At 70.6% G+C, this 19,911-nt stretch carries 16 protein-coding genes; 4 read left to right on the top strand and 12 right to left on the bottom strand.

From position 1 onward, the window contains the following. Nucleotides 1-25: 25 nt before the first annotated feature. Nucleotides 26-352, bottom strand: a complete 327-nt coding sequence (locus ABZ858_RS35770; RefSeq protein WP_361388707.1) for a hypothetical protein — start codon at nucleotides 350-352, stop codon at nucleotides 26-28. Nucleotides 353-372: 20 nt separating this feature from the next. Next, nucleotides 373-858: a prevent-host-death family protein gene (locus ABZ858_RS35765; protein WP_361388704.1), complete on the bottom strand. Its 486-nt coding sequence runs from the start codon at nucleotides 856-858 to the stop codon at nucleotides 373-375. Nucleotides 859-1,263: 405 nt separating this feature from the next. Between ABZ858_RS35765 and ABZ858_RS35760 the strand changes: the two genes are divergently transcribed. Further along, entirely contained in the window at nucleotides 1,264-2,322 is a 1,059-nt protein-coding gene (locus ABZ858_RS35760; protein WP_361388812.1) for a hypothetical protein, read from the top strand. A 29-nt stretch (nucleotides 2,323-2,351) separates the two neighbouring features. Here ABZ858_RS35760 and ABZ858_RS35755 read toward each other — a convergent pair whose 3' ends face one another. The 3 genes from ABZ858_RS35755 to ABZ858_RS35745 form a co-directional block, all read right to left on the bottom strand. After that, nucleotides 2,352-2,882, bottom strand: a complete 531-nt coding sequence (locus ABZ858_RS35755; RefSeq protein WP_361388701.1) for a YbjN domain-containing protein — start codon at nucleotides 2,880-2,882, stop codon at nucleotides 2,352-2,354. 297 nt (nucleotides 2,883-3,179) lie between these two features. Further along, entirely contained in the window at nucleotides 3,180-5,777 is a 2,598-nt protein-coding gene (clpB, locus tag ABZ858_RS35750) for an ATP-dependent chaperone ClpB (RefSeq protein ID WP_361388698.1), read from the bottom strand. Nucleotides 5,778-6,209: 432 nt separating this feature from the next. Further along, nucleotides 6,210-6,545: a hypothetical protein gene (locus tag ABZ858_RS35745; RefSeq protein WP_361388695.1), complete on the bottom strand. Its 336-nt coding sequence runs from the start codon at nucleotides 6,543-6,545 to the stop codon at nucleotides 6,210-6,212. Between the two features lie 357 nt (nucleotides 6,546-6,902). On the opposite strand from ABZ858_RS35745, the gene ABZ858_RS35740 reads away from it, so the two are divergent. Both ABZ858_RS35740 and ABZ858_RS35735 read left to right on the top strand, forming a co-directional pair. Continuing rightward, a complete protein-coding gene (locus ABZ858_RS35740) occupies nucleotides 6,903-7,853 on the top strand; it encodes a helix-turn-helix transcriptional regulator (protein ID WP_361388692.1) in 951 nt (316 codons plus the stop codon). A 99-nt stretch (nucleotides 7,854-7,952) separates the two neighbouring features. Beyond that, nucleotides 7,953-8,945 carry a helix-turn-helix transcriptional regulator gene (locus ABZ858_RS35735; RefSeq protein WP_361388689.1) on the top strand — a complete coding sequence of 331 codons (993 nt, stop codon included), beginning with the start codon at nucleotides 7,953-7,955 and terminating at the stop codon, nucleotides 8,943-8,945. Here ABZ858_RS35735 and ABZ858_RS35730 read toward each other — a convergent pair. The 7 genes from ABZ858_RS35730 to ABZ858_RS35700 all read right to left on the bottom strand — a co-directional run bounded on the left by ABZ858_RS35730 (nucleotide 8,908) and on the right by ABZ858_RS35700 (nucleotide 17,197). Continuing rightward, entirely contained in the window at nucleotides 8,908-9,951 is a 1,044-nt protein-coding gene (locus tag ABZ858_RS35730) for a helix-turn-helix transcriptional regulator (RefSeq protein WP_361388686.1), read from the bottom strand. The genes ABZ858_RS35735 and ABZ858_RS35730 overlap by 38 nt on opposite strands. Nucleotides 9,952-10,170: 219 nt before the next feature. Then, entirely contained in the window at nucleotides 10,171-11,277 is a 1,107-nt protein-coding gene (locus ABZ858_RS35725; RefSeq protein WP_361388809.1) for a substrate-binding domain-containing protein, read from the bottom strand. Between the two features lie 296 nt (nucleotides 11,278-11,573). After that, entirely contained in the window at nucleotides 11,574-12,020 is a 447-nt protein-coding gene (locus tag ABZ858_RS35720) for a helix-turn-helix domain-containing protein (RefSeq protein ID WP_361388806.1), read from the bottom strand. 5 nt (nucleotides 12,021-12,025) lie between these two features. Continuing rightward, on the bottom strand, nucleotides 12,026-13,207 hold the full coding sequence (gene dnaJ, locus ABZ858_RS35715; RefSeq protein WP_361388683.1) for a molecular chaperone DnaJ: 1,182 nt from the start codon (nucleotides 13,205-13,207) through the stop codon (nucleotides 12,026-12,028). A 39-nt stretch (nucleotides 13,208-13,246) separates the two neighbouring features. Then, nucleotides 13,247-13,921 (bottom strand): nucleotide exchange factor GrpE, encoded by a 675-nt coding sequence (gene grpE / locus ABZ858_RS35710; protein WP_361388680.1) that lies wholly within the window; start codon nucleotides 13,919-13,921, stop codon nucleotides 13,247-13,249. Continuing rightward, complete coding sequence (dnaK, locus tag ABZ858_RS35705; protein ID WP_361388677.1) at nucleotides 13,918-15,765, bottom strand: molecular chaperone DnaK; 1,848 nt, start codon at nucleotides 15,763-15,765, stop codon at nucleotides 13,918-13,920. The genes grpE and dnaK overlap by 4 nt, the downstream gene beginning before the upstream one ends. A gap of 94 nt (nucleotides 15,766-15,859) precedes the next feature. Beyond that, nucleotides 15,860-17,197 (bottom strand): MraY family glycosyltransferase, encoded by a 1,338-nt coding sequence (locus ABZ858_RS35700; protein ID WP_361388674.1) that lies wholly within the window; start codon nucleotides 17,195-17,197, stop codon nucleotides 15,860-15,862. A gap of 298 nt (nucleotides 17,198-17,495) precedes the next feature. Between ABZ858_RS35700 and ABZ858_RS35695 the strand changes: the two genes are divergently transcribed. Next, nucleotides 17,496-19,778 carry a (Fe-S)-binding protein gene (locus tag ABZ858_RS35695; RefSeq protein ID WP_361388671.1) on the top strand — a complete coding sequence of 761 codons (2,283 nt, stop codon included), beginning with the start codon at nucleotides 17,496-17,498 and terminating at the stop codon, nucleotides 19,776-19,778. Nucleotides 19,779-19,911 lie beyond the last annotated feature (133 nt).

Raw genomic sequence — 19,911 nt, 5'->3', positions numbered from 1 at the left:
GCCCCGCTCCCGAAGCGACCACGGTTCACTCAGTGTCTTTGGGATGTCGCGGGGAGGCGTACACGAGGATCACGGTGGAAGTCTCCGCGCTGACCAGGTAGCGCACTCGACCACCGCTGGTGACCTCGTACTCCCACTGGTCCAGGTCGGAACCCTTCCACACTTTGGTGGCGTGCCTGCCGCGCAACTGATGCTGGCGATTCCAGTTGGACCGGGTCAGGGGGTCGCTCCGGAGAGCGTCCAGGCAGCGATGCGCGCTCGGCAGGGCCACGCGACACAGTTCCTCCCAGCCCGTCACCGCCTCTGTGGTCCCGAAGACGACGTTCCACCCGTTGAGGGGCGGAACGCTCACTCGGTCTCCTTTCTTCGGGCTCACCCACGCACCTCGACCTGACCGAGGTCATCACCATCGAGCGGACGCAGCGATTCCTTGAGCTGCTCGGGATCGGCATTGATGCGTGCCGTGGCGCGCCAGGAGACGATCGCGCGGTGCACAGCCTCCCCCGCCCCTAGTTCGGCGGCGTCCGACAGCGCTTCAAGAAGCTCGACAGTGAAAGCCCGAACCTCTTCCGCGTCCAGGTGTCGCGCCCAGGGAAACACCTCGGGCAGTGCGAGGAGGAGCGCCCTGGCACCGTCGTCCTGCTTCATCAGTGCAAGGAAGAGCCGCGAGGCGGTGGTCAGATTCTCCTCCACACCCTCCGCGCGTACAGCCGTGGTCAGCACCATGTCCGGCGCGTCCCGATGGGTGACCCGAAGCCGTCCCAGGGCAGCAGCTCTGGCGGCGACACCTTTGGGATTGCGGGAGAGATCGGTGAAGGAGACGGATTCCGTTTCTGCTTCCAGACGCACGGTAGACATAATCAGAGCTTACTCAGATCACGATCTGATTTCAAGGGAGACTGTCCGGCCTTCGATGCGCACGTCTTCACCCTCTGCAAGCGGATCCCCGTCCTGGAGGAGGCGGCCCAGCGCCTCAAGGCCCTGGCGGGCTGAGGGAGCCCCGAGGTCCTGGCAGGCCGAGGGAGCCGCAAGGCCCCGGCGGACCGAAGGAGGGCGGCGGAGCCGGGTGTCCGCCGGACGCGCGCGGGCCCGCGGACAATGACACCGTCCGCCCGCTTCGTCCCGCACCATTCCCCTGTGACCAGTGCCGACACCCTCTCACCGGCCACCCCGCCCGCCGTCGAGCCGGACGTCGCCGCAGCGGTCAGGCTGCGGCCCCTCGTCACGGCCGCCGTGCTGTTCACCGCGGTCCGGGCCGCCGGGGTGGCGGTGTTCGCGCTGGCCGCGTGGCATCACGGCGAGCACCCGCTCGCCCTGCTCGGCCGCTCCTGGGACTCCCGGTGGTACCTGCGGATCGCCGCCCACGGCTACGGCGCCGTCGAGCACCCCGGCCCCGGTGTCGTCCACGACGACCTGGCCTTCTTCCCGCTCTACCCGGCGCTGGTCCGGGCGGTGCGGCTGCTGTTCCCGCTGGGCGGCGGCGCGGCCGGGCTGGTGGTGGCCTGGTCGGCCGCGGCGGTGGCCGCCGCCGGGATCCACGCGGTCGGCGCCCGGCTGTACGGCCGGGCCGTCGGCACCGCCCTGGCCGTGCTGTGGGGGCTGCTGCCGCACTCGGTGGTGCTGTCGATGGGCTACAGCGAGTCGCTGCTCACCGCCTGCGCCGCCTGGTCGCTGTACGCGGTGCTCACCGGGCGCTGGGTGTGGGCGGGCGCCCTGGCCGCGCTGGCGGGGCTGTCCCGGCCCAACGGGTTCGCGGTGGCGGCGGCGGTGCTCGCGGCGGCGGGCGCGGCGGTGTGGCGGGGCCGCGGCCGGGTTTCCCCCAGGCTGTGGACGGGCGCCGCGCTCGCCCCGCTGGGCTGGGCCGGGTACGTGCTGTGGGTGGGCCGGCGCACCGGTGACCCGCTGCGCGGCTACCTGCGGCTGCAACGGCTGTGGGGGTCGCGCTTCGACTTCGGCGTGGGCGCCCTGCGGTTCGTCAAGCACCTGCTGCTGCAGCGCGAGGCGTTCCTGTTCTTCGGCGCGCTGGTGCTGGTGGCGGCGGGCGTACTGCTGTACGCGCTGCTCCTGCTGGACCGCGCGCCCCTGGCGCTGGCCGTCTACAGCGGCGTACTGCTCGCGGTGGCCTGCGGCGGCTCGGGCTTCTTCCAGTGCAAGCCGCGCTTCCTGCTGCCCGCCTTCCCGCTGCTGCTGCCGCTCGCGCGGGCCCTGGTGCGCACGGCGAGAGCCCGGCCCTGGCACGCGGCCGTGACGGCCTGCGCCCTGGCCGGGCTCTCGTTCGCTTACGGGGCGTACCTGCTCGCGATCACCCGTACGCCGCTGTAGACGGCCGGACAGCCCGGGGGCCGGTCCTGCTACGCCTCGCCGTCCTCCGGCGTGTCCGTCTCGTCGATCTGCTCCTCGATGCCGAGCTGCTCGACCAGCCAGCGGTCGAACTCCAGGGCGGCCCGCACCCAGCTGACCGTCGAGGACACGAAGTGCTCGATGCTCACGCCCATGCCGATCAGCATCTGCGCCTCGCCGATGAGGCGGACGGTGCCGTCGTCGTGGGTGTGCGTGTAGACCTTGGGCCACAGGGTGCGCCGGTTCCAGTCGTCGATGGCCTCCAGCAGCTGGGGCTTCTCGTCGATCTTGTGGGGGCGGTCGTAGAACGTCCGTACCGAGAAGACCTGCTGGTCGTCCTCGCCGCGGAACATGAAGTACGTACGGAACTGCTCCCACGGCGCGACGAGGTCACCCTCCTCGTCGACGAGGTGCTTGAGTTCCATCTGGTCCAGGAGCTGCTTCACGAGATCCTGGTCCGGGACGACGGGGCCCGCCGGTCCTTGGGGCTGCGGCTCGGGCTGGCCCCCGAAGTTCGGAATCGAGGACGGGTCGATGCTCACCGTGTTTTTCCCTTCGTACGGATCCCGCCATCCTCCCCCATGCGGGGAGGGGCGTGGCAAGCCCCGGCGGGCCTGTCAGCCCTGGGCTGACACGATCCGGTCACCCCGGGCGGCCGTATGCCGGGTACCCCCTGCGGCCCGGAACCGACACCGTCCCATGACACCGGCGGGACGGCTCACTGACCGCACACCTGCTGAACCGCGGCGGGCCCGCCCCTCCGGTGAACGCGACGGCCCGCCCCTCCGGCGATCCGGGCGGGCGGGCCGTCGTCCCCGGTCAGCGGGGCGCGGGTGCCGTCACAGGGTCTTGCCCGCGGCCGGGCCCACGATCAGCCCCTCACCGAAGCGGTCGACGCGGACCGTGTCGCCGTCCTTGATCTCGCCGGAGAGGATCTCCCGGGCGAGCCGGTCGCCGATCGCGGTCTGCACCAGGCGGCGCAGCGGGCGGGCGCCGTAGGCCGGGTCCATGCCCTCGTCGGCGAGCCACACCAGCGCCTCCGGCGTGACGTCCAGCGTCAGGCGCCGCTCCGCGAGCCGCTTGGCCAGCCGGTCGATGGCGAGCTTCGCGATCCGGCTCAGCTCGTCCTTGGTGAGGGCGGAGAAGACCACCAGATCGTCCAGGCGGTTGAGGAACTCCGGCTTGAAGGAGGCCCGGACCACCTCCAGGACCTGTTCCTTCTTCTCCGCCTCGCTCGTCAGGGGGTCCACCAGGAACTGGCTGCCCAGGTTGGAGGTGAGCACCAGGATGGTGTTGCGGAAGTCGACCGTGCGGCCCTGGCCGTCGGTGAGGCGGCCGTCGTCGAGCACCTGGAGCAGGATGTCGAAGACCTCCGGGTGCGCCTTCTCCACCTCGTCCAGGAGCACCACGCTGTACGGGCGCCGGCGGACCGCCTCGGTGAGCTGGCCGCCCTCCTCGTAGCCGACGTACCCGGGCGGGGCGCCGACCAGCCGGGCCACGCTGTGCTTCTCGCCGTACTCCGACATGTCGATGCGGACCATCGCCCGCTCGTCGTCGAAGAGGAAGTCGGCGAGCGCCTTGGCCAGCTCGGTCTTGCCGACACCGGTGGGGCCGAGGAAGAGGAACGAGCCGGTGGGCCGGTCCGGGTCCGCGATGCCCGCGCGGCTGCGGCGCACCGCGTCCGAGACGGCGCGCACGGCCTCGCCCTGCCCGATCAGCCGCCTGCCGATCTCGTCCTCCATGCGCAGCAGCTTCTGCGTCTCGCCCTCCAGCAGGCGGCCGGCCGGGATGCCGGTCCAGGAGGCGACCACGTCGGCGATGTCGTCGGGGCCGACCTCCTCCTTGACCATGGTGTCCTTGGCGGCCTCCTCCTCGGCGCGCGAGGCGGCCTCCAGCTCCTTCTCCAGCTCCGGGATCTCCGCGTACAGCAGCTTGGAGGCGGTGTCGAAGTCGCCGTCGCGCTGGGCCCGTTCGGCCTGGCCGCGCAGGTCGTCCAGCTTCTCCTTCAGCTCACCGACCCGGTTGAGGGACTGCTTCTCCTTCTCCCAGCGGGCGGTCAGGCCGCGCAGCTCCTCCTCCTTGTCGGCGAGGTCGCGGCGCAGCTTGTCCAGCCGCTCGCGCGAGGCGGCGTCGGTCTCCTTGTCGAGCGCCAGCTCCTCCATGCGCAGCCGGTCGACGGCGCGCTGGAGTTCGTCGATCTCGACCGGCGAGGAGTCGATCTCCATGCGCAGCCGGGAGGCGGCCTCGTCGACCAGGTCGATGGCCTTGTCGGGCAGGAAGCGGGAGGTGATGTAGCGGTCGGACAGGGTCGCGGCGGACACCAGCGCGGAGTCGTTGATCTGCACCTTGTGGTGGGCCTCGTAGCGGCCCTTGAGCCCGCGCAGGATCGCGACGGAGTCCTCCACGCTGGGCTCGGCCACCAGCACCTGCTGGAAGCGCCGCTCCAGCGCCGGGTCCTTCTCGATCCGCTCGCGGTACTCGTCGAGCGTGGTCGCGCCGACCATGCGCAGTTCGCCGCGGGCCAGCATCGGCTTGAGCATGTTGCCCGCGTCCATCGCGGAGTCGCCGCCGGCGCCCGCGCCCACGACGGTGTGCAGCTCGTCGATGAAGGTGATGATCTGGCCGTCGGAGTCCTTGATCTCGGCCAGGACGGTCTTCAGCCGCTCCTCGAACTCGCCGCGGTACTTCGCGCCCGCGACCATCGCCCCGAGGTCCAGGGAGACCAGCCGCTTGTCCTTGAGGGACTCGGGCACGTCACCCTTGACGATCCGCTGGGCGAGCCCCTCGACGACGGCGGTCTTGCCGACGCCGGGCTCACCGATGAGGACCGGGTTGTTCTTCGTACGCCGCGACAGCACCTGCACGACACGGCGGATCTCCTGGTCCCGGCCGATGACCGGGTCCAGCTTGCCCTCCCGCGCCGCCGCGGTGAAGTCGGTGCCGAACTTCTCCAGGGCCTTGTACTGGCCCTCGGGGTCGGGTGTGGTCACCCGGCGCCCTCCCCTCGCCTTCTGGAACGCCTCTTGCAGCTTCTTCGCACTCGCGCCCTGCCCGGTGAGCATCTCACCGGCCGCGCCGCCCTTCGCGGCGACGCCGATCAGCAGGTGCTCGGTGGACAGGTAGTCGTCGCCCAGGTCCCGCGCCCGGTTCTGCGCGTCCGCGATCGCGGCCAGCAGCTCGCGGTTCGGCTGCGGCGGCGCGACGGTGGACCCGGTCACACTGGGCAGTGCCGCCAGGACGCGTTCGGCGCCCGCGCGGACCGACGCCTGGTCGGCGTCGACGGCCGACAGCAGGTCGATGATGTTCTCGTTGTCCTGCCCCTCCAGCAGCGCGAGCAGCAGGTGGGCGGGGGTCAGGTCGGGGTGTCCCCCGGTCACGGCCCGGTTGCCGGCCGCCTGAATGGCGTCCCGGCTCCTGTTGGTCAGCTCGGCGTCCACGGTCGCTTCTCTCCTCCTCGGCGTGAGCGGTCTGCCACATCTCCCGGTACTGACTCAGTCAACGTGTACAAAGTTGAGTCTATTCCACTCAAGGTTGATGCGAAACCGTTTCCGGGCACGAGCCGCGCCGTTTCCGCTCGCGAGCCGGCGAGCCACCGGCGGAGCCGGCCGCCGCAAGGGCGGTACCCCGCGCACGCCGACCACCCCGCCCCCGACGGCAGTGGCAGCCGGAGGGCGGGGTGGAGAAGACGCGGAACTGGGGAAGAGGGGACGAATGAGGGGCCATTTCCAGCCACAGCTCGATTCCGCCGATACCGGGAGATCTCCGGACGGAACGACGGGAAAACTGCAGCGGCGTCACCGTGTTCAGGTCACGGTGACGCCGCTGCGGGGGGAAGCGCCTGAGCGATCTTTTACGACGGGGGAATCGCGTCAGGCACTGCGGGGGGTGGCTGAGATGGTCCTGATGTCGGCGGGCTCCGGCGCCACCTGCCGATGGTCCCGCTGGTCCAGGTTCACGAAGATCATGCCGTAGCGGATGGCACACCGTACGGGCTGCGGCGCCCCCCGAGGACGCCGCAGGCACCGGTAGGCCCGTACGTCTCCGTCCTCGTCCCGCGTGACCACGACCGGCTCGCCGAAGACGGTCACCATCAGCGAGTCACCACTGTGGGGGATGGCGGTGATCAGGTCGATGAAGTGCCAGCCGGAGCGGTAGGCGGTCGCCATTTCACGGCGGAAGGAACGGTCGTCGGGTGGCGTGGTCACATCAACTCCCGGCTCCCAGGGCCGCGTGCCCCGCACCGCCGGCCGTCTGCGCGGACACGGCCACCGCCGGCCACTGGGTGTTGGCCTGAACATCACTCTTCGCTTCGTGGAAGCCGCCCACCACGCCAAGAGCCACAACGGCGGAGAAGGCGGCGACAAGCACCGAGCGAAGCAGTCTGTTACGCATAATCGGCTTCGTCCTCACTTGAAGGTCCCCTTTTCCCCCGTCACGTACGACGATGGCTCATTCGGGCACGTCATGGCCACACAATCAGTGCATCATGTTCCTGCATGTTCAGGACCCTGGGGGGTGGAGATTTGTTGGCAAATCGGGATAAGGCGGCTCATCCCCACCCAATGGCCGAGCTGTGCGAAGAAGGAAGCCGCCTTTACGCCACAGCCCTGCGCTCGGGACGCGTCTCGCGCGCCGAGGCGGAGCTGGTGCCGTGCCTCGTGGACCTCGCCCTGCTCCACCCCGATCCGGACGATCCCGACTGCCTGCGGCCCGTGCCGCCCACGGTGGCGCTGGCCCAGCGCCTCCAGCCCATCGAACGCGAGATATCCGAACGCCGGCGGCTGTCCATCGCACTCGCCGACGCCTTCGAGCCGTTCATGGCGCTCAGCACCCAGGTGGCGGCCTCCAGCGACGCCATCATGGTGCTGGAGGGCGGCGACCGGATCAACGCGGCGCTCAACCTGGCCACGGCCCAGTGCCGGATGCAGCTGCTCACCGTCCAGCCCAGCGACCGCGTCTCCGAACGCCAGCTGCTGCAGGCGCTGGAGCGGGACCGGCCGCTGATAGACCGCGGCGTACGGGTGCGCAGCCTCTACCAGCACACCGCCCGGTACAACCCCGAGAAGCTCGCCTACGTGGCCCAGCTGTCCAACGGCAAGGTGGAGTACCGCACCATCGACGAACTCGTCGAGCGGCTGATCATCTGCGACGAGGACGTCGCCTTCATCCCCACCCGCGACGACCAGCAGGTCGCGCTGGAGCTGCGCCACCCCGGGCTCATCCGCTACCTGATCAAGGTCTTCGAGTTCATGTGGAACCGGGCGGTCCCGATGAGCGCGGGCACCCCCTACGAGACCGCCCCCGACGGCATCACCGACATCCAGCACTCCATCGCCAAACTCCTGGTGGAGGGACACGTCGACGAGGCCATCGCCCGCCGCCTCGGCATGAACGTACGCACCTGCCGCGCCCACATCGCCAAACTGGCCGGCGCGCTGGGCAGCGGCAGCCGCGCCCAGCTCGGCTACCTCATCGCCCGCTCGGGCATCCTCAAGCAGGACCCCGAATCCTAAGGCCCCCGAACCGCACGGCCCCGAACCGCACGACCCTGAACCGTACAACCCCCGACCGTACAACCCCCGACCGTAAGGACGACCGGAAGGAGGACGCGGTTGCGCCCGGCACCGCACCCGGAGCACGGACCGGAGGACCTGTGCCCGGCGGGAGCAGTCCTGTACGAACGCGCCCTGCGCCACGGGCGGATCGCGGCCGGGGAGACCGGCCCCGCCCCCTGCCTGGCCGCCCACGGCCTGCTGCGCCCGGCGGCCGGCGACGACGGCGTACTCGAACCCGTCGGCCCGGCCACCGCCCTGCACCGGCTGCTGCGCGCCTGCGAGAACCGCATCGCCGGCGAACGCCGCCGCGGCGAACGCCTCGCCGAGACCTTCGAACCACTGCTGCGCCTGGCCGTCCCGCCCGAAGCCGCGGGCGACATCGCCGTGGCCCGGCTCCTGGAGGGCACCGAGCGGATCAACCGGGCCATCACCGAGGCCATGGAGCGGGCGACCGGGGAACTGCTCACCATCCAGCCGCCCATGCGCCGCTGCGGCCGCGAACGCGCCGAACGCGGCGAGGCGATCGCCCTCGTCCGCGACCAGGGCCTGCTGGACCGCGGCGGCCGCATCCGCACCCTCTACCAGCACACCCAGCGCCATCTGCCGCTCGCCCAGTCCCGCTACGAGCAGCTGCGCGGCGACGTGCGGGTCCGCACCCTCGACGAGGTCCCCGACCGCCTCCTCGTCATCGACCGCGCGGTCGCCTTCACCCCCGCCGACGCGGACGGCGCCCGCGCCCTCGAAATCCGCCACCCGGCGCTGATCTCGTACCTCGTCACCGTCTTCGAGCGGCTGTGGCGGCTCGGCACGCCCATGCATCCGCGCGCCACCGAGCAGCCGTCCCCGGACGGCATCACCCCGCGCCAGCGGACCATCGCCGGACTCCTCGTCGAGGGCCACACCGACGCCGTCATCGCCGAACGCCTCGGCCTGAACGTCCGCACCGCCCGTGAGCACATCGCCAAGCTGGCCGCCGCCCTCGGCAGCACCAGCCGGGCCCAGCTCGGCTATCTCATCGGGCGATCCGGGATTCTCGGCCAAGGGCACTGACCGGGGCCGGACCACCCGCGCGCGGCGGCCCGTCCAGCCCCGCCTGGGCGATCCGCACACCGAGCTGCGTACGGCTGGCCGCGCCCAGCGTCTCCGACAGCCGGGCGATGTGGGCGCGGCAGGTGCGCACGCTGATGCCCAGCCGCTCGGCGATCACCGCGTCCTGGTGGCCCTCCGCGAGCAGCGCCGCGATCGACTGCTCGCGGTGGGAGATGCCCTCGATGCCGGTGTCGGGCAGCGGGACGGTGACCGGGATCGCCAGCCGCCACAGCCGCTCGAAGACGGTGACCAGATACTCGACCAGCGCCGGGTGGCGCAGCTCCAGGGCCATCGTGCGGTCGGCGTTGGCGGGCACGAAGGCGACCGTGCGGTCGAACAGGATCAGCCGGTCGATCACCTCGTCCAGGGTGCGCGCCTCCACCGCGTCGCCCATCAGCTCCAGGTAGGTGAGCAGGCCCTGCCCGTGCCGGGCCACATGCGTGTACAGGTCGCGCATGCGCACCCCGCGGCCGCGCAGCGCCAGCGCCCGCGGCAGCCCCTCCGACAGCTCGTGCTCGCGGCGGATGCCGCCGGGCTGGACGGTGAGCACCTCCGTGGTGCAGGCCTGGGTGGCCTCGTCCATCGCCGCCTGGATACGGGAGAGTCCGTCGAGGACCCGGATCGCCGTGCCCTCGACGCCCGCGGCGGGCGGCCGCACCTGGCGGCCGAGCCCCGCGTACCGCTCGAAGGCGTCCACCGCCGAGCCCACCCGCCGGTGGCTCTCGCTGACCTCGTCGTACATCTCCCGCAGCAGCCGGGTCATGACCTCCTGCGGGGCGGTGGGCACCAGGAAGTCCATGTCGTCCGGGTCAGGGTGCAGCAGGGCCAGTTCCAGCAGGCAGGGCACCGGGTCGGCGTCGCCGCGCGGCACACGGCCACGCCGTACGGCCCGGGAGTACACGCGGTCCCCCGCCTCGCACAGTCGGTCGGCGCCGTGCGGATGCTGCTGCGCCCCGTGCCCGGCCATGGCCCATCACACCCCCGGTTTCCGCGTCGTCCGCAGCGCAACTATGCGCGGCCCGGACCAGCTGTGCAACACGGCTCCCTCCGGCGCGAGCACCGGAAACTCCCTTAATCGACCGGTGTGTCCGGGCCTCCGTCCGGCGCGTTGCAGCAAGGTGAACGCGGTGGACATCGCTGTCACGCCCCCCGCCGGAAACACTGCCCGAAAGGGTCGTCCGAGGGGTCAGCCGAGCCCGGCCGCGGCACAGGCCGACCTGAACGCGGACGTGCAGATCTCCGACTTCTTGTAGATGCCGTCGGCGATGACCGTCTCCTGGATGTTCTTCTTGGTCAGGGCGACGACGGAGACCAGCTGCGCGGGAACGCCGTGCACGGTCGGGCTGTCCACCCGGTCCCGGGTCAGCGAGTCGAACTCGATGTCCTTGCCCTGCACCTTGGCGACGGCCATCTCGGCGGCGTTCTGCGCCTCCGTCGGGTAGGACTTGTACACGCTCATGTACTGCTCGCCGCTCACGATCCGCTGCACGGCGTCGAGTTCGGCGTCCTGGCCGGTGATCGGCGGCAGCTTGGTGACGCCCGCGCCCTCCAGGGCCTTGATGACGCCGCCGGCCATGCCGTCGTTGGCGGCGTACACCCCGGCGATGTTGTCCTTGCCGAGCGCGCGGATCGCCTTGTCCATGTTGGCCTCGGCGTTCTGCGCCTTCCAGTCCTTGGTGTCGTAGGACTTGGCGATCGTCACCTTGCCGTTGAACTGCGCGAGGGCGCCCGCCTTGAACTGCTTGGCGTTCGGGTCGGTGGGCGAGCCGTTGATCATGACGATCCTGGACGAGCTGGAGGCGCCGGAGCCCAGCGCCTCCAGCAGGGAGCGGCCCTGGACCTCGCCGACCAGTTCGTTGTCGAAGGAGACGTAGGCGTCGATCGGGCCCTCGGCGAGCCGGTCGTAGGCGATGACCGGGATACCGGCGTCCTTGGCCTTGCTCACCTCGCCCGCGATGGAGTGCGAGTCGACGGCGTCGAGCAGGATGACGTCGACCTTGTCGTCGATCATCTTCTGCATCTGGGTCGCCTGCCTGCTCCCGTCCGCCCCGGCGTTGGCGTACTCGACCTGGCCCTTGCCGTGGGTCAGTTCGGCGACCTCGTTCTTGATGATGGGGTGGTCGAACTTCTCGTAGCGCGTGTTCGCCGTCTCCGGCAGCAGCAGCCCCACGGTCATGTCGTCGCCCTTGGCCGGGCTCGCCTTGCTGCTCGACCCCGAGCCGCCGAGCACCCCGCAGGCCGCCAGCGACAAGGACAGCGTGGACCCGGCCACTGCTAGGGCGATACGACGCATCGAGGTGCTCACTTCTGGTGTCTTCCGGACGCGGGCGCAGCTTTACGCCCCAGGTGGCTCAAAAGCCAACGCGGCCCCGCCGTCCGACGTCAAGCGGAACCACTTAACGAGATGGCAACACCACACGCGAATGGTTTTTCCGAACCCCCTGCAATCCCCTTCAACCACCGCACATCAGACCGAACGATCTCGGCCGGACGCCGACCCGGCGGCCCCCGGGCCCGGCGGGCGCACGCGCGCGGAAGGGCCCGGAGGCAGGTGGCCTCCGGGCCCTTCGCGTGCGTGCGGGGTGCCGGTCAGTCCGGCAGGCGCTTGGGGCGCCAGACGACCAGGGCGCTGGTCTGCTGGACCTCCTGGTACGGGACGAGGTCCCGGCGGTAGGAGGCGTGCACGGCGGCCTCGCGCTGGCGCATGGTGGCCGCGGCGCCCTCCAGCGCCGACTGGAGTTCGGCGACCCGGGACTGCAGCGCGGCGACCTGATTCTCCAGTTCGATGATCCGCTTGATGCCGGCCAGGTTGATGCCCTCGTCCTGCGACAACTGCTGCACCTGGCGGAGCAGTTCGATGTCGCGGGCCGAGTAGCGGCGGCCCCGCCCGGCGGTGCGGTCCGGGGAGACCAGGCCCAGCCGGTCGTACTGGCGCAGGGTCTGCGGGTGCAGCCCGGACAGCTGCGCCGCCACGGAGATGACGTACACCGGTGTGTCTTCCGTCAGTTCGTACGGATTGCGGCGGCGCCCGTCCATCTGAGTCATGCTCCCTTCGCGGCCTCGAACAGCTCGGCCCGCGGGTCCTCGCCCGCGGTCGCCTCGCGATACGCCTCCAGCGCGTCACGAGCCTTCCCCGACACGTCCTTCGGGACACTCACCTCGACGGTGACCAGCAGGTCCCCGCGGGAGCCGTCCTTGCGGACCGCGCCCTTGCCGCGGGCCCGCATCGTCCGGCCGTTCGGCGTGCCCGGCGGCAGCTTGAGCGTCACCGGCGGCCCGCCCAGCGTCGGCACCCGGACCTCGCCGCCGAGCGCGGCCTCCGGGTACGTGACCGGCACGGTGACGGTGAGGTTGTCGCCCTTGCGCCCGAAGACCGGGTGCTCGCCGACGTGCACCACCACGTACAGATCGCCCGCCGGGCCGCCGCGCTCGCCCGGTGTGCCCTTGCCGCGCAGCCGGATGCGCTGCCCGTCCGACACCCCGGCCGGGATGCGGACCTGCATCGTCCGGGACGACTTGGCCCGCCCGGAGCCCTTGCAGACCTCGCACGGGTTCTCCGCGATCAGCCCGCGGCCCTTGCAGTCCGGGCACGGATCGGTCAGCGAGAAACCGCCGCCCGAGCCGCGCGCCACCTGGCCGGTGCCGACACAGGTCGGGCACACCCGCGGCGTGCCGTTCTTGTCGCCGGTGCCCGAACACGCCTTGCACGGCTGCTGCGAGGACATCCGCAGCGGCACCGTGGCGCCCTCGATGGCCTCGGTGAAGCTCAGCGTGACCTCGGACTCGATGTCCTGGCCGCGCCGCGGCTGGGTCCGGGTGCCCGCACCCGCGCCGCCCCGGTTGAACAGGCCCCCGAAGACGTCACCGATACCGCCGCCGAAGCCGCCGGAGGCCCCGCCCTGACCGCCGCCGCCCCCGAAGAGGTCACCGAGGTCGAAGTTGAAGGAGCCGCCGCCCGCCCCGGGACCGGGACGGAAGCCGCCGTTGCCGAACAGGGCGCGGGCCTCGTCGTACTCCTTGCGCTTCTTGGGGTCACCGAGGACGTCGTTCGCCTCGGAGATCTCCTTGAAGCGCTCCTCCGCCCTGGTGTTGCCCTTGTTGGCGTCCGGGTGGTACTCGCGGGCGAGCTTGCGGTACGCCTTCTTGATCTCGGCCTCGGTGGCGTCCTTGGGGACGCCGAGAACCTTGTAGAAGTCCTTCTCGATGAAGTCCTTGGTACTCATCCCCGACGTCCCTCCTCCCGTGCGCCGTCACCTGTCGCGTCAGCCCTCCTCCGGGCCACCGCTGTCCTTGTCCTCGGCCTTCTCGGCGGCCTTGTCCGAGCCGGACTCGTCCGCCTTGGCCGGCTGCGCGCCCGGCTGCGGCTCGGCCACCGCCACCCGCGCGGGGCGGATGGTGCGCTCGCCGATCCGGTACCCGGGCTGCAGGATCGCCACGCAGGTCGTCTCGGTGACGTCCGGCGCGTAGCTGTGCATCAGGGCTTCGTGGATCGTCGGGTCGAAGGGCTCGCCCTCCTTGCCGAACTGCTGCAGTCCCAGCTTGGCCGCCACGGACTCCAGCGACTCGCCGACGGACTTGAAACCGCCCACCAGTTCGCCGTGTTCGCGCGCCCGCCCGATGTCGTCGAGCACGGGCAGGAGCTCGGTCAGGAGGTTCGCGATGGCGATCTCCTTGACCGCGATCCGGTCGCGCTCCACCCGGCGGCGGTAGTTCTGGTACTCGGCCTGGAGCCGCTGGAGGTCCGCGGTGCGCTCGCCGAGCGCGGTACGGGCCTGGTCCAGCTGGGCCGTCAGGCCGGCCGACTGAGCGGCGTCCCCGGCCGGGGCCGCCCCCTCCTCCTTGGCGGAGGGGGCGGTCTTCGGCTCGGCGTCGTCGGAGGTGGCGCCGGAGGGGACGTCGGGCTGCTGCTCGTCGAAGCCCGGGGTCTCCTCCGTCACGCGGCACCGTCCTTGCGCTCGTCGTCGACGATCTCGGCGTCCACCACGTCGTCGTCGGCCTTGGCCTCACCGGCGCCGGCGGCGGACTCGCCGCCCGCGGCCTGCGCGCCCTGGGCGTCGGCGTACATCGCCTGGCCGAGCTTCTGGGAGACGGCGGCGACCTTCTCCGTGGCGGTGCGGATCTCGGCGGTGTCCTCGCCCTTGAGCTTCTCCTTCAGCTCGGCGACGGACGCCTCGACCTCGGTCTTGATCTCGCCGGGGACCTTGTCCTCGTTGTCCTTGAGGAACTTCTCGGTCTGGTAGACGAGCTGCTCGCCCTGGTTGCGGGTCTCGGCGGCCTCGCGGCGGGCGTGGTCCTCCTCCGCGTACTTCTCGGCCTCCTGGCGCATGCGGTCGACCTCGTCCTTCGGCAGCGAGGAGCCGCCGGTGACGGTCATCTTCTGCTCCTTGCCCGTGCCCAGGTCCTTCGCGGTCACGTGCATGATGCCGTTGGCGTCGATGTCGAAGGCGACCTCGATCTGCGGGACGCCGCGCGGCGCCGGCGGCAGGCCGGTCAGCTCGAACATGCCGAGCTTCTTGTTGTAGGCCGCGATCTCGCGCTCGCCCTGGTAGACCTGGATCTGCACCGACGGCTGGTTGTCCTCGGCCGTGGTGAAGATCTCCGAGCGCTTGGTCGGGATCGTCGTGTTGCGCTCGATCAGCTTGGTCATGATGCCGCCCTTGGTCTCGATGCCGAGGGACAGCGGGGTGACGTCGAGCAGCAGGACGTCCTTGACCTCGCCCTTGAGGACACCGGCCTGCAGGGCGGCGCCGATGGCGACGACCTCGTCCGGGTTCACGCCCTTGTTGGCCTCGTTGCCGCCGGTCAGCTCCTTGACCAGCTCGGCGACGGCGGGCATACGGGTGGAGCCGCCGACCAGGACGACGTGGTCGATCTCGTTGATCGAGATGCCGGCGTCCTTGATGACGTTGTGGAACGGCGTCTTGCAGCGCTCCAGCAGGTCGGCCGTCAGCTGCTGGAACTGGGCCCGGGTGAGCTTCTCGTCCAGGTGCAGCGGACCCTCGGCGGAGGCCGTGATGTAGGGCAGGTTGATCGAGGTCTCGGTGGACGAGGACAGCTCGATCTTGGCCTTCTCCGCCGCCTCGCGCAGGCGCTGGAGGGCCATCTTGTCCTTGGACAGGTCCACGCCGTGGCCGGACTGGAACTGCTTGACCAGGTAGTCGACGACGCGCTGGTCCCAGTCGTCACCACCGAGGTGGTTGTCGCCGTTGGTGGCCTTCACCTCGACGACGCCGTCGCCGATCTCCAGGAGGGACACGTCGAAGGTGCCGCCACCGAGGTCGAAGACCAGGATCGTCTGGTCGTCCTTGTCGAGGCCGTACGCCAGGGCGGCCGCCGTCGGCTCGTTGACGATGCGCAGCACGTTGAGGCCCGCGATCTCACCGGCCTCCTTGGTGGCCTGGCGCTCGGCGTCGTTGAAGTACGCCGGGACGGTGATGACCGCGTCGGTCACCTTCTCGCCCAGGTACGACTCGGCGTCCCGCTTCAGCTTCTGCAGCACGAAGGCACTGATCTGCTGCGGGTTGAAGTCCTTGCCGTCCAGGTTGATCTTCCAGTCGGTGCCCATGTGGCGCTTGACCGACCGGATGGTCCTGTCGACGTTGGTGACGGCCTGGCGCTTGGCCACCTCGCCGACCAGCACCTCGCCGTTCTTGGCGAAGGCGACGACGGACGGCGTGGTCCTGGCGCCCTCGGCGTTGGTGATGACGGTGGGCTCGCCGCCTTCGAGAACGCTGACGACGGAGTTAGTCGTGCCCAGGTCGATGCCGACCGCACGTGCCATGGTGAATTCCTCCAGCTGACTTGAGTGCAACAGGCTCAAGTGTGCACGACGGCGGCGCCGGGGTCAACAGACCTGAGTCCACCAGACTCAAGTCTTATCCATCCCTTACACGCAAGGACTCCCTGACCTGCGACGATGCCGTCTGCTGGGGTGGCGGTACGGGGTATCCGGAGGAGCGTCCGGCGTCCGCCGGGTCCTGGAGGTCGTACGGCCGCCGGGTCCGGGAGGCCCGCGGGGAGGGCGGAGTGCGCGGGTCGCGCCCGGGCGCGCGCGCCTCCCGTACGGACGACGCCCGCGCGTCCCGTACGCCTCCGGGGGACCGGGGAGTGCCCAGGACCCCCGCCGCCCCTCTCCCGCCTGCCCGCGTCCGGGTGCCGTAGGCATCGGCGGCCGAGGCCCTGGTCCCGATGGCGGCCGAGGTCCTGGTCCCGGTGGCGGTGGTGGCGTGCGTCCCGGTGGGCCGGCGCGGCCCGTACACCCGTACGCACAGCAGCCCGAGGACGGCCGCCGACACCGCGCCGGCCGTCCACAGGCCGCTCACCGGGGCGAGGCAGTCCAGGTGCACCAGGACGCCGACCAGCACCGTCGCGAAGGCGCAGACCCCGATCAGGACGGTCGCCCCGGGCGGGGTGAGGCCGAGCCGGCGCAGCCGGTGCGCGAGGTGGTCGGGGCCGCGGCGCAGCACCGGCCGCCCGGCCAGCCGCCGGGAGAGGACGACCAGCACCGCGTCGGCGACAGCCGTGGCGGTGAGCGGGAACAGCACGGCCGCGGTGGGGCCGGCGTCGTACTCCGTGCGGACGAGCACCGCCGACGAGGCGAGCACGAACCCGGTGAACAGGGAGCCGCAGGCACCGAAGGCGATCCGCGCGGGATGCCAGTTGTGCATCAGGAAGCCGGTGAGGGCGGCGGCGAGCACGCTCAGCAGCACCGCCAGGTCGTCCATCAGCTCGGCCGCCGCGCACACGCCCGCGCCGAACGCGGTGATCACCCCCACCGTGCCGGCCAGCCCGTCGGCGTGGTCGAGCCCCCGGAAGGCGGCGGCCACACAGGCGATCCAGAGCACGGCGGCGATGCCCGCGGGCACCCCGGTCTCGTCGTACGGCACCACCCAGGCCGCCGCGACGGCCGTGCCGACGAGCAGCAGCGGTGTCTTGAGCCGCCACACGTCCGCGACCAGCCCGAGGACGGCGACCCCGGCGCCCACGGCCAGCAGCCTGCCCACCGGGTGGCTGAGCGGGGCGGCCCCGGTCCAGCCGCCGGCCGCCGCGATCAGGCAGGTGCTGCCCACCACGGCCACCCCGCCGAGCAGCGGCACCGGCCGCATGCGCCGCCGGTCGACCAGCCCCAGGCGCAGCGCGGGCACCCGGAGCAGGGCCGAGAGCACGGCGGCGAGGAAGAGGGCGGCGGTGGCGGTGGCGATCCCGTAGAGCACGGTTCTTAAATTAGGTGAATATCGGGCGATGGGGTGTGAATAACACGATCAGAACAGGATCGGAACAAGATCGGGCCAGGGTCGGACCAGGATCCGGCACCGGAAAGGGCTCCGTACGGGCGTCACCGCACCCGGACGGACCCTCCTCACCAGGCGGCCCTCGGCGATTTGTCAGGCGACCCTCAGCGATTCAGATCACCCCGTGCCCGGCTACATTGCTACGGAGGATGGGGGTAGTCTCAAACGGACTGCATAAGTTACCGCTTAGTAATTTCGAGGCCGCCTCACAGGAGCCCCAATGCAACTCGCCGCGATCATCGTGTCGCTGGTCCTGATCGTGGTCGGCGTGGCACTGTTCGGCCGCGCCGTACTGCAGATCTACACCTATCTGCGGCTCGGCCAGTCCGTACCCGCCGGGACCCGGACCGACGAACCCGCACAGCGCACCGTCACCGTGGCCAAGGAGTTCCTCGGCCACACCCGGATGAACCGCTGGGGCATCGTGGGCGTGGCGCACTGGTTCGTGGCGGTGGGCTTCTTCTCGCTGCTGCTGACGATCGTCAACGCGATCGGCCAGCTCTTCAAGGCCGACTGGATCCTGCCGGTCATCGGCGACTGGGCCCCGTACAACATGTTCGTCGAGTTCCTCGGCACCATGACGACACTCGGCATCCTGGTCCTGATCGCGATCCGCCAGCTGAGCCGGCCCGACAAGCCGGGCCGCAAGTCCCGCTTCGCCGGCTCCAACTTCGGCCAGGCGTACTTCGTCGAGGCGGTCATCCTGATCGTCGGCGTCTGCATCTTCACGCTGCACGCCCTGGAGGGCGCCCAGCACCACGTCGACGGCTACGAGGCGTCCTTCTTCATCTCGTACCCGGTCGTCGCCTGGTTCCGGGACATGGACGTCTCCACCCTCCAGAACCTCACGTACTTCTTCGCCGGCCTGAAGATCGCCACCTCGTTCATCTGGATGATCACGGTGGCGCTCAAGACCGACATGGGTGTGGCCTGGCACCGCTTCCTCGCCTTCCCGAACATCTGGTTCAAGCGTGAGGCCGACGGCGGTACGGCCCTGGGCGCGCTGCAGCCGATGACCTCGGGCGGCAAGGCGATCGACTTCACCGACCCCGGTGAGGACGACGTGTTCGGCGTCTCGCAGGTCGAGCACTTCTCCTGGAAGGGCCTGCTGGACTTCTCCACCTGCACCGAGTGCGGCCGCTGCCAGTCCCAGTGCCCGGCCTGGAACACGGGCAAGCCGCTCTCCCCGAAGCTGCTGATCATGTCGCTGCGCGACCACGCGCACGCCAAGGCGCCCTACCTGCTCGCCGGCGGCGGCAAGTCCATGGAGGGCGAGGAGAAGGCGTCCGAGGAGGCCCTCAAGGACGTGCCGGCCGCGGCGCTGGCCGAGGCCGAGCGGCCGCTGATCGGCACCGCCGAGGAGAACGGCGTCATCGACCCGGACGTCCTGTGGTCCTGCACCACCTGCGGCGCCTGCGTCGAGCAGTGCCCGGTGGACATCGAGCACGTCGACCACATCGTCGACATGCGCCGCTACCAGGTGATGATCGAGAGCGCCTTCCCCTCCGAGGCGGGCACGATGCTCAAGAACCTGGAGAAGAAGGGCAACCCCTGGGGCCTGGCCAAGAAGCAGCGCCTGGAGTGGACCAAGGAGGTCGACTTCGAGGTCCCGGTCGTGGGCAAGGACATCGAGGACCTCTCCGAGGTCGAGTACCTGTACTGGGTCGGCTGCGCCGGCGCGCTGGAAGACCGCGCCAAGAAAACGACGAAGGCGTTCGCCGAACTCCTGCACATCGCGGGCGTCAGGTTCGCGATCATGGGCGGCGACGAGAAGTGCACCGGCGACTCCGCCCGCCGCCTGGGCAACGAGCCCCTGTTCCAGGAACTCGGCATGGAGAACGTCATGTCCCTCAACGCCGCCTTCGGCGAGGAGGTGGACGACGACGGCAAGGTGACCGAGGAGTCGCGCAAGCCGAAGTCCGCGAAGAAGATCGTCGCCACCTGCCCGCACTGCCTCAACACCCTCGGCAACGAGTACCCGCAGCTCGGCGGCGACTACGAGGTCATCCACCACACCCAGCTGCTCCAGCACCTGGTCGACGAGGGCAAGCTGGTCCCGGTCACCCCGGTCGAGGGCATCATCACCTACCACGACCCCTGCTACCTGGGCCGCCACAACAAGATCTACACGCCGCCGCGCGAGATCATCGCCGGCGTCCCCGGCCTGCGCAACGAGGAGATGCACCGCCACAAGGAACGCGGCTTCTGCTGCGGCGCCGGCGGTGCCCGGATGTGGATGGAGGAGCGGATCGGCAAGCGCATCAACAACGAGCGCGTCGACGAGGCCCTCTCCCTCAACCCGGACATCGTCTCCACCGCCTGCCCGTTCTGCCTGGTCATGCTGACCGACTCGGTCAACGGCAAGAAGAACGACGGCAAGGCCAAGGAGTCCATCCAGGTCGTCGACGTCGCCCAGCTCCTGCTCGACTCCGTCAGGACCCCGGTCGACCCGGCCGGCGAGGCGGAGAGCGAGAACGCACCGGAGCCCGAGCCGGTGAAGTGACGGCTCACTGAAAGCCCGACGGCGCCCCCTGACCCGCACGGCGGATTCTTGGGGTCCTCGCAACACCTGATGGCTTATGTGGCCGTCAGTAGATCACGCAGGCGCTCGGCTGGTGTTTTCCAGCCGAGCGTTT

Source organism: Streptomyces sp. NPDC047017, assembly GCF_040644175.1.
GTDB lineage: Bacteria > Actinomycetota > Actinomycetes > Streptomycetales > Streptomycetaceae > Streptomyces.
This window is presented reverse-complemented; position numbering and strand designations above follow the sequence as displayed.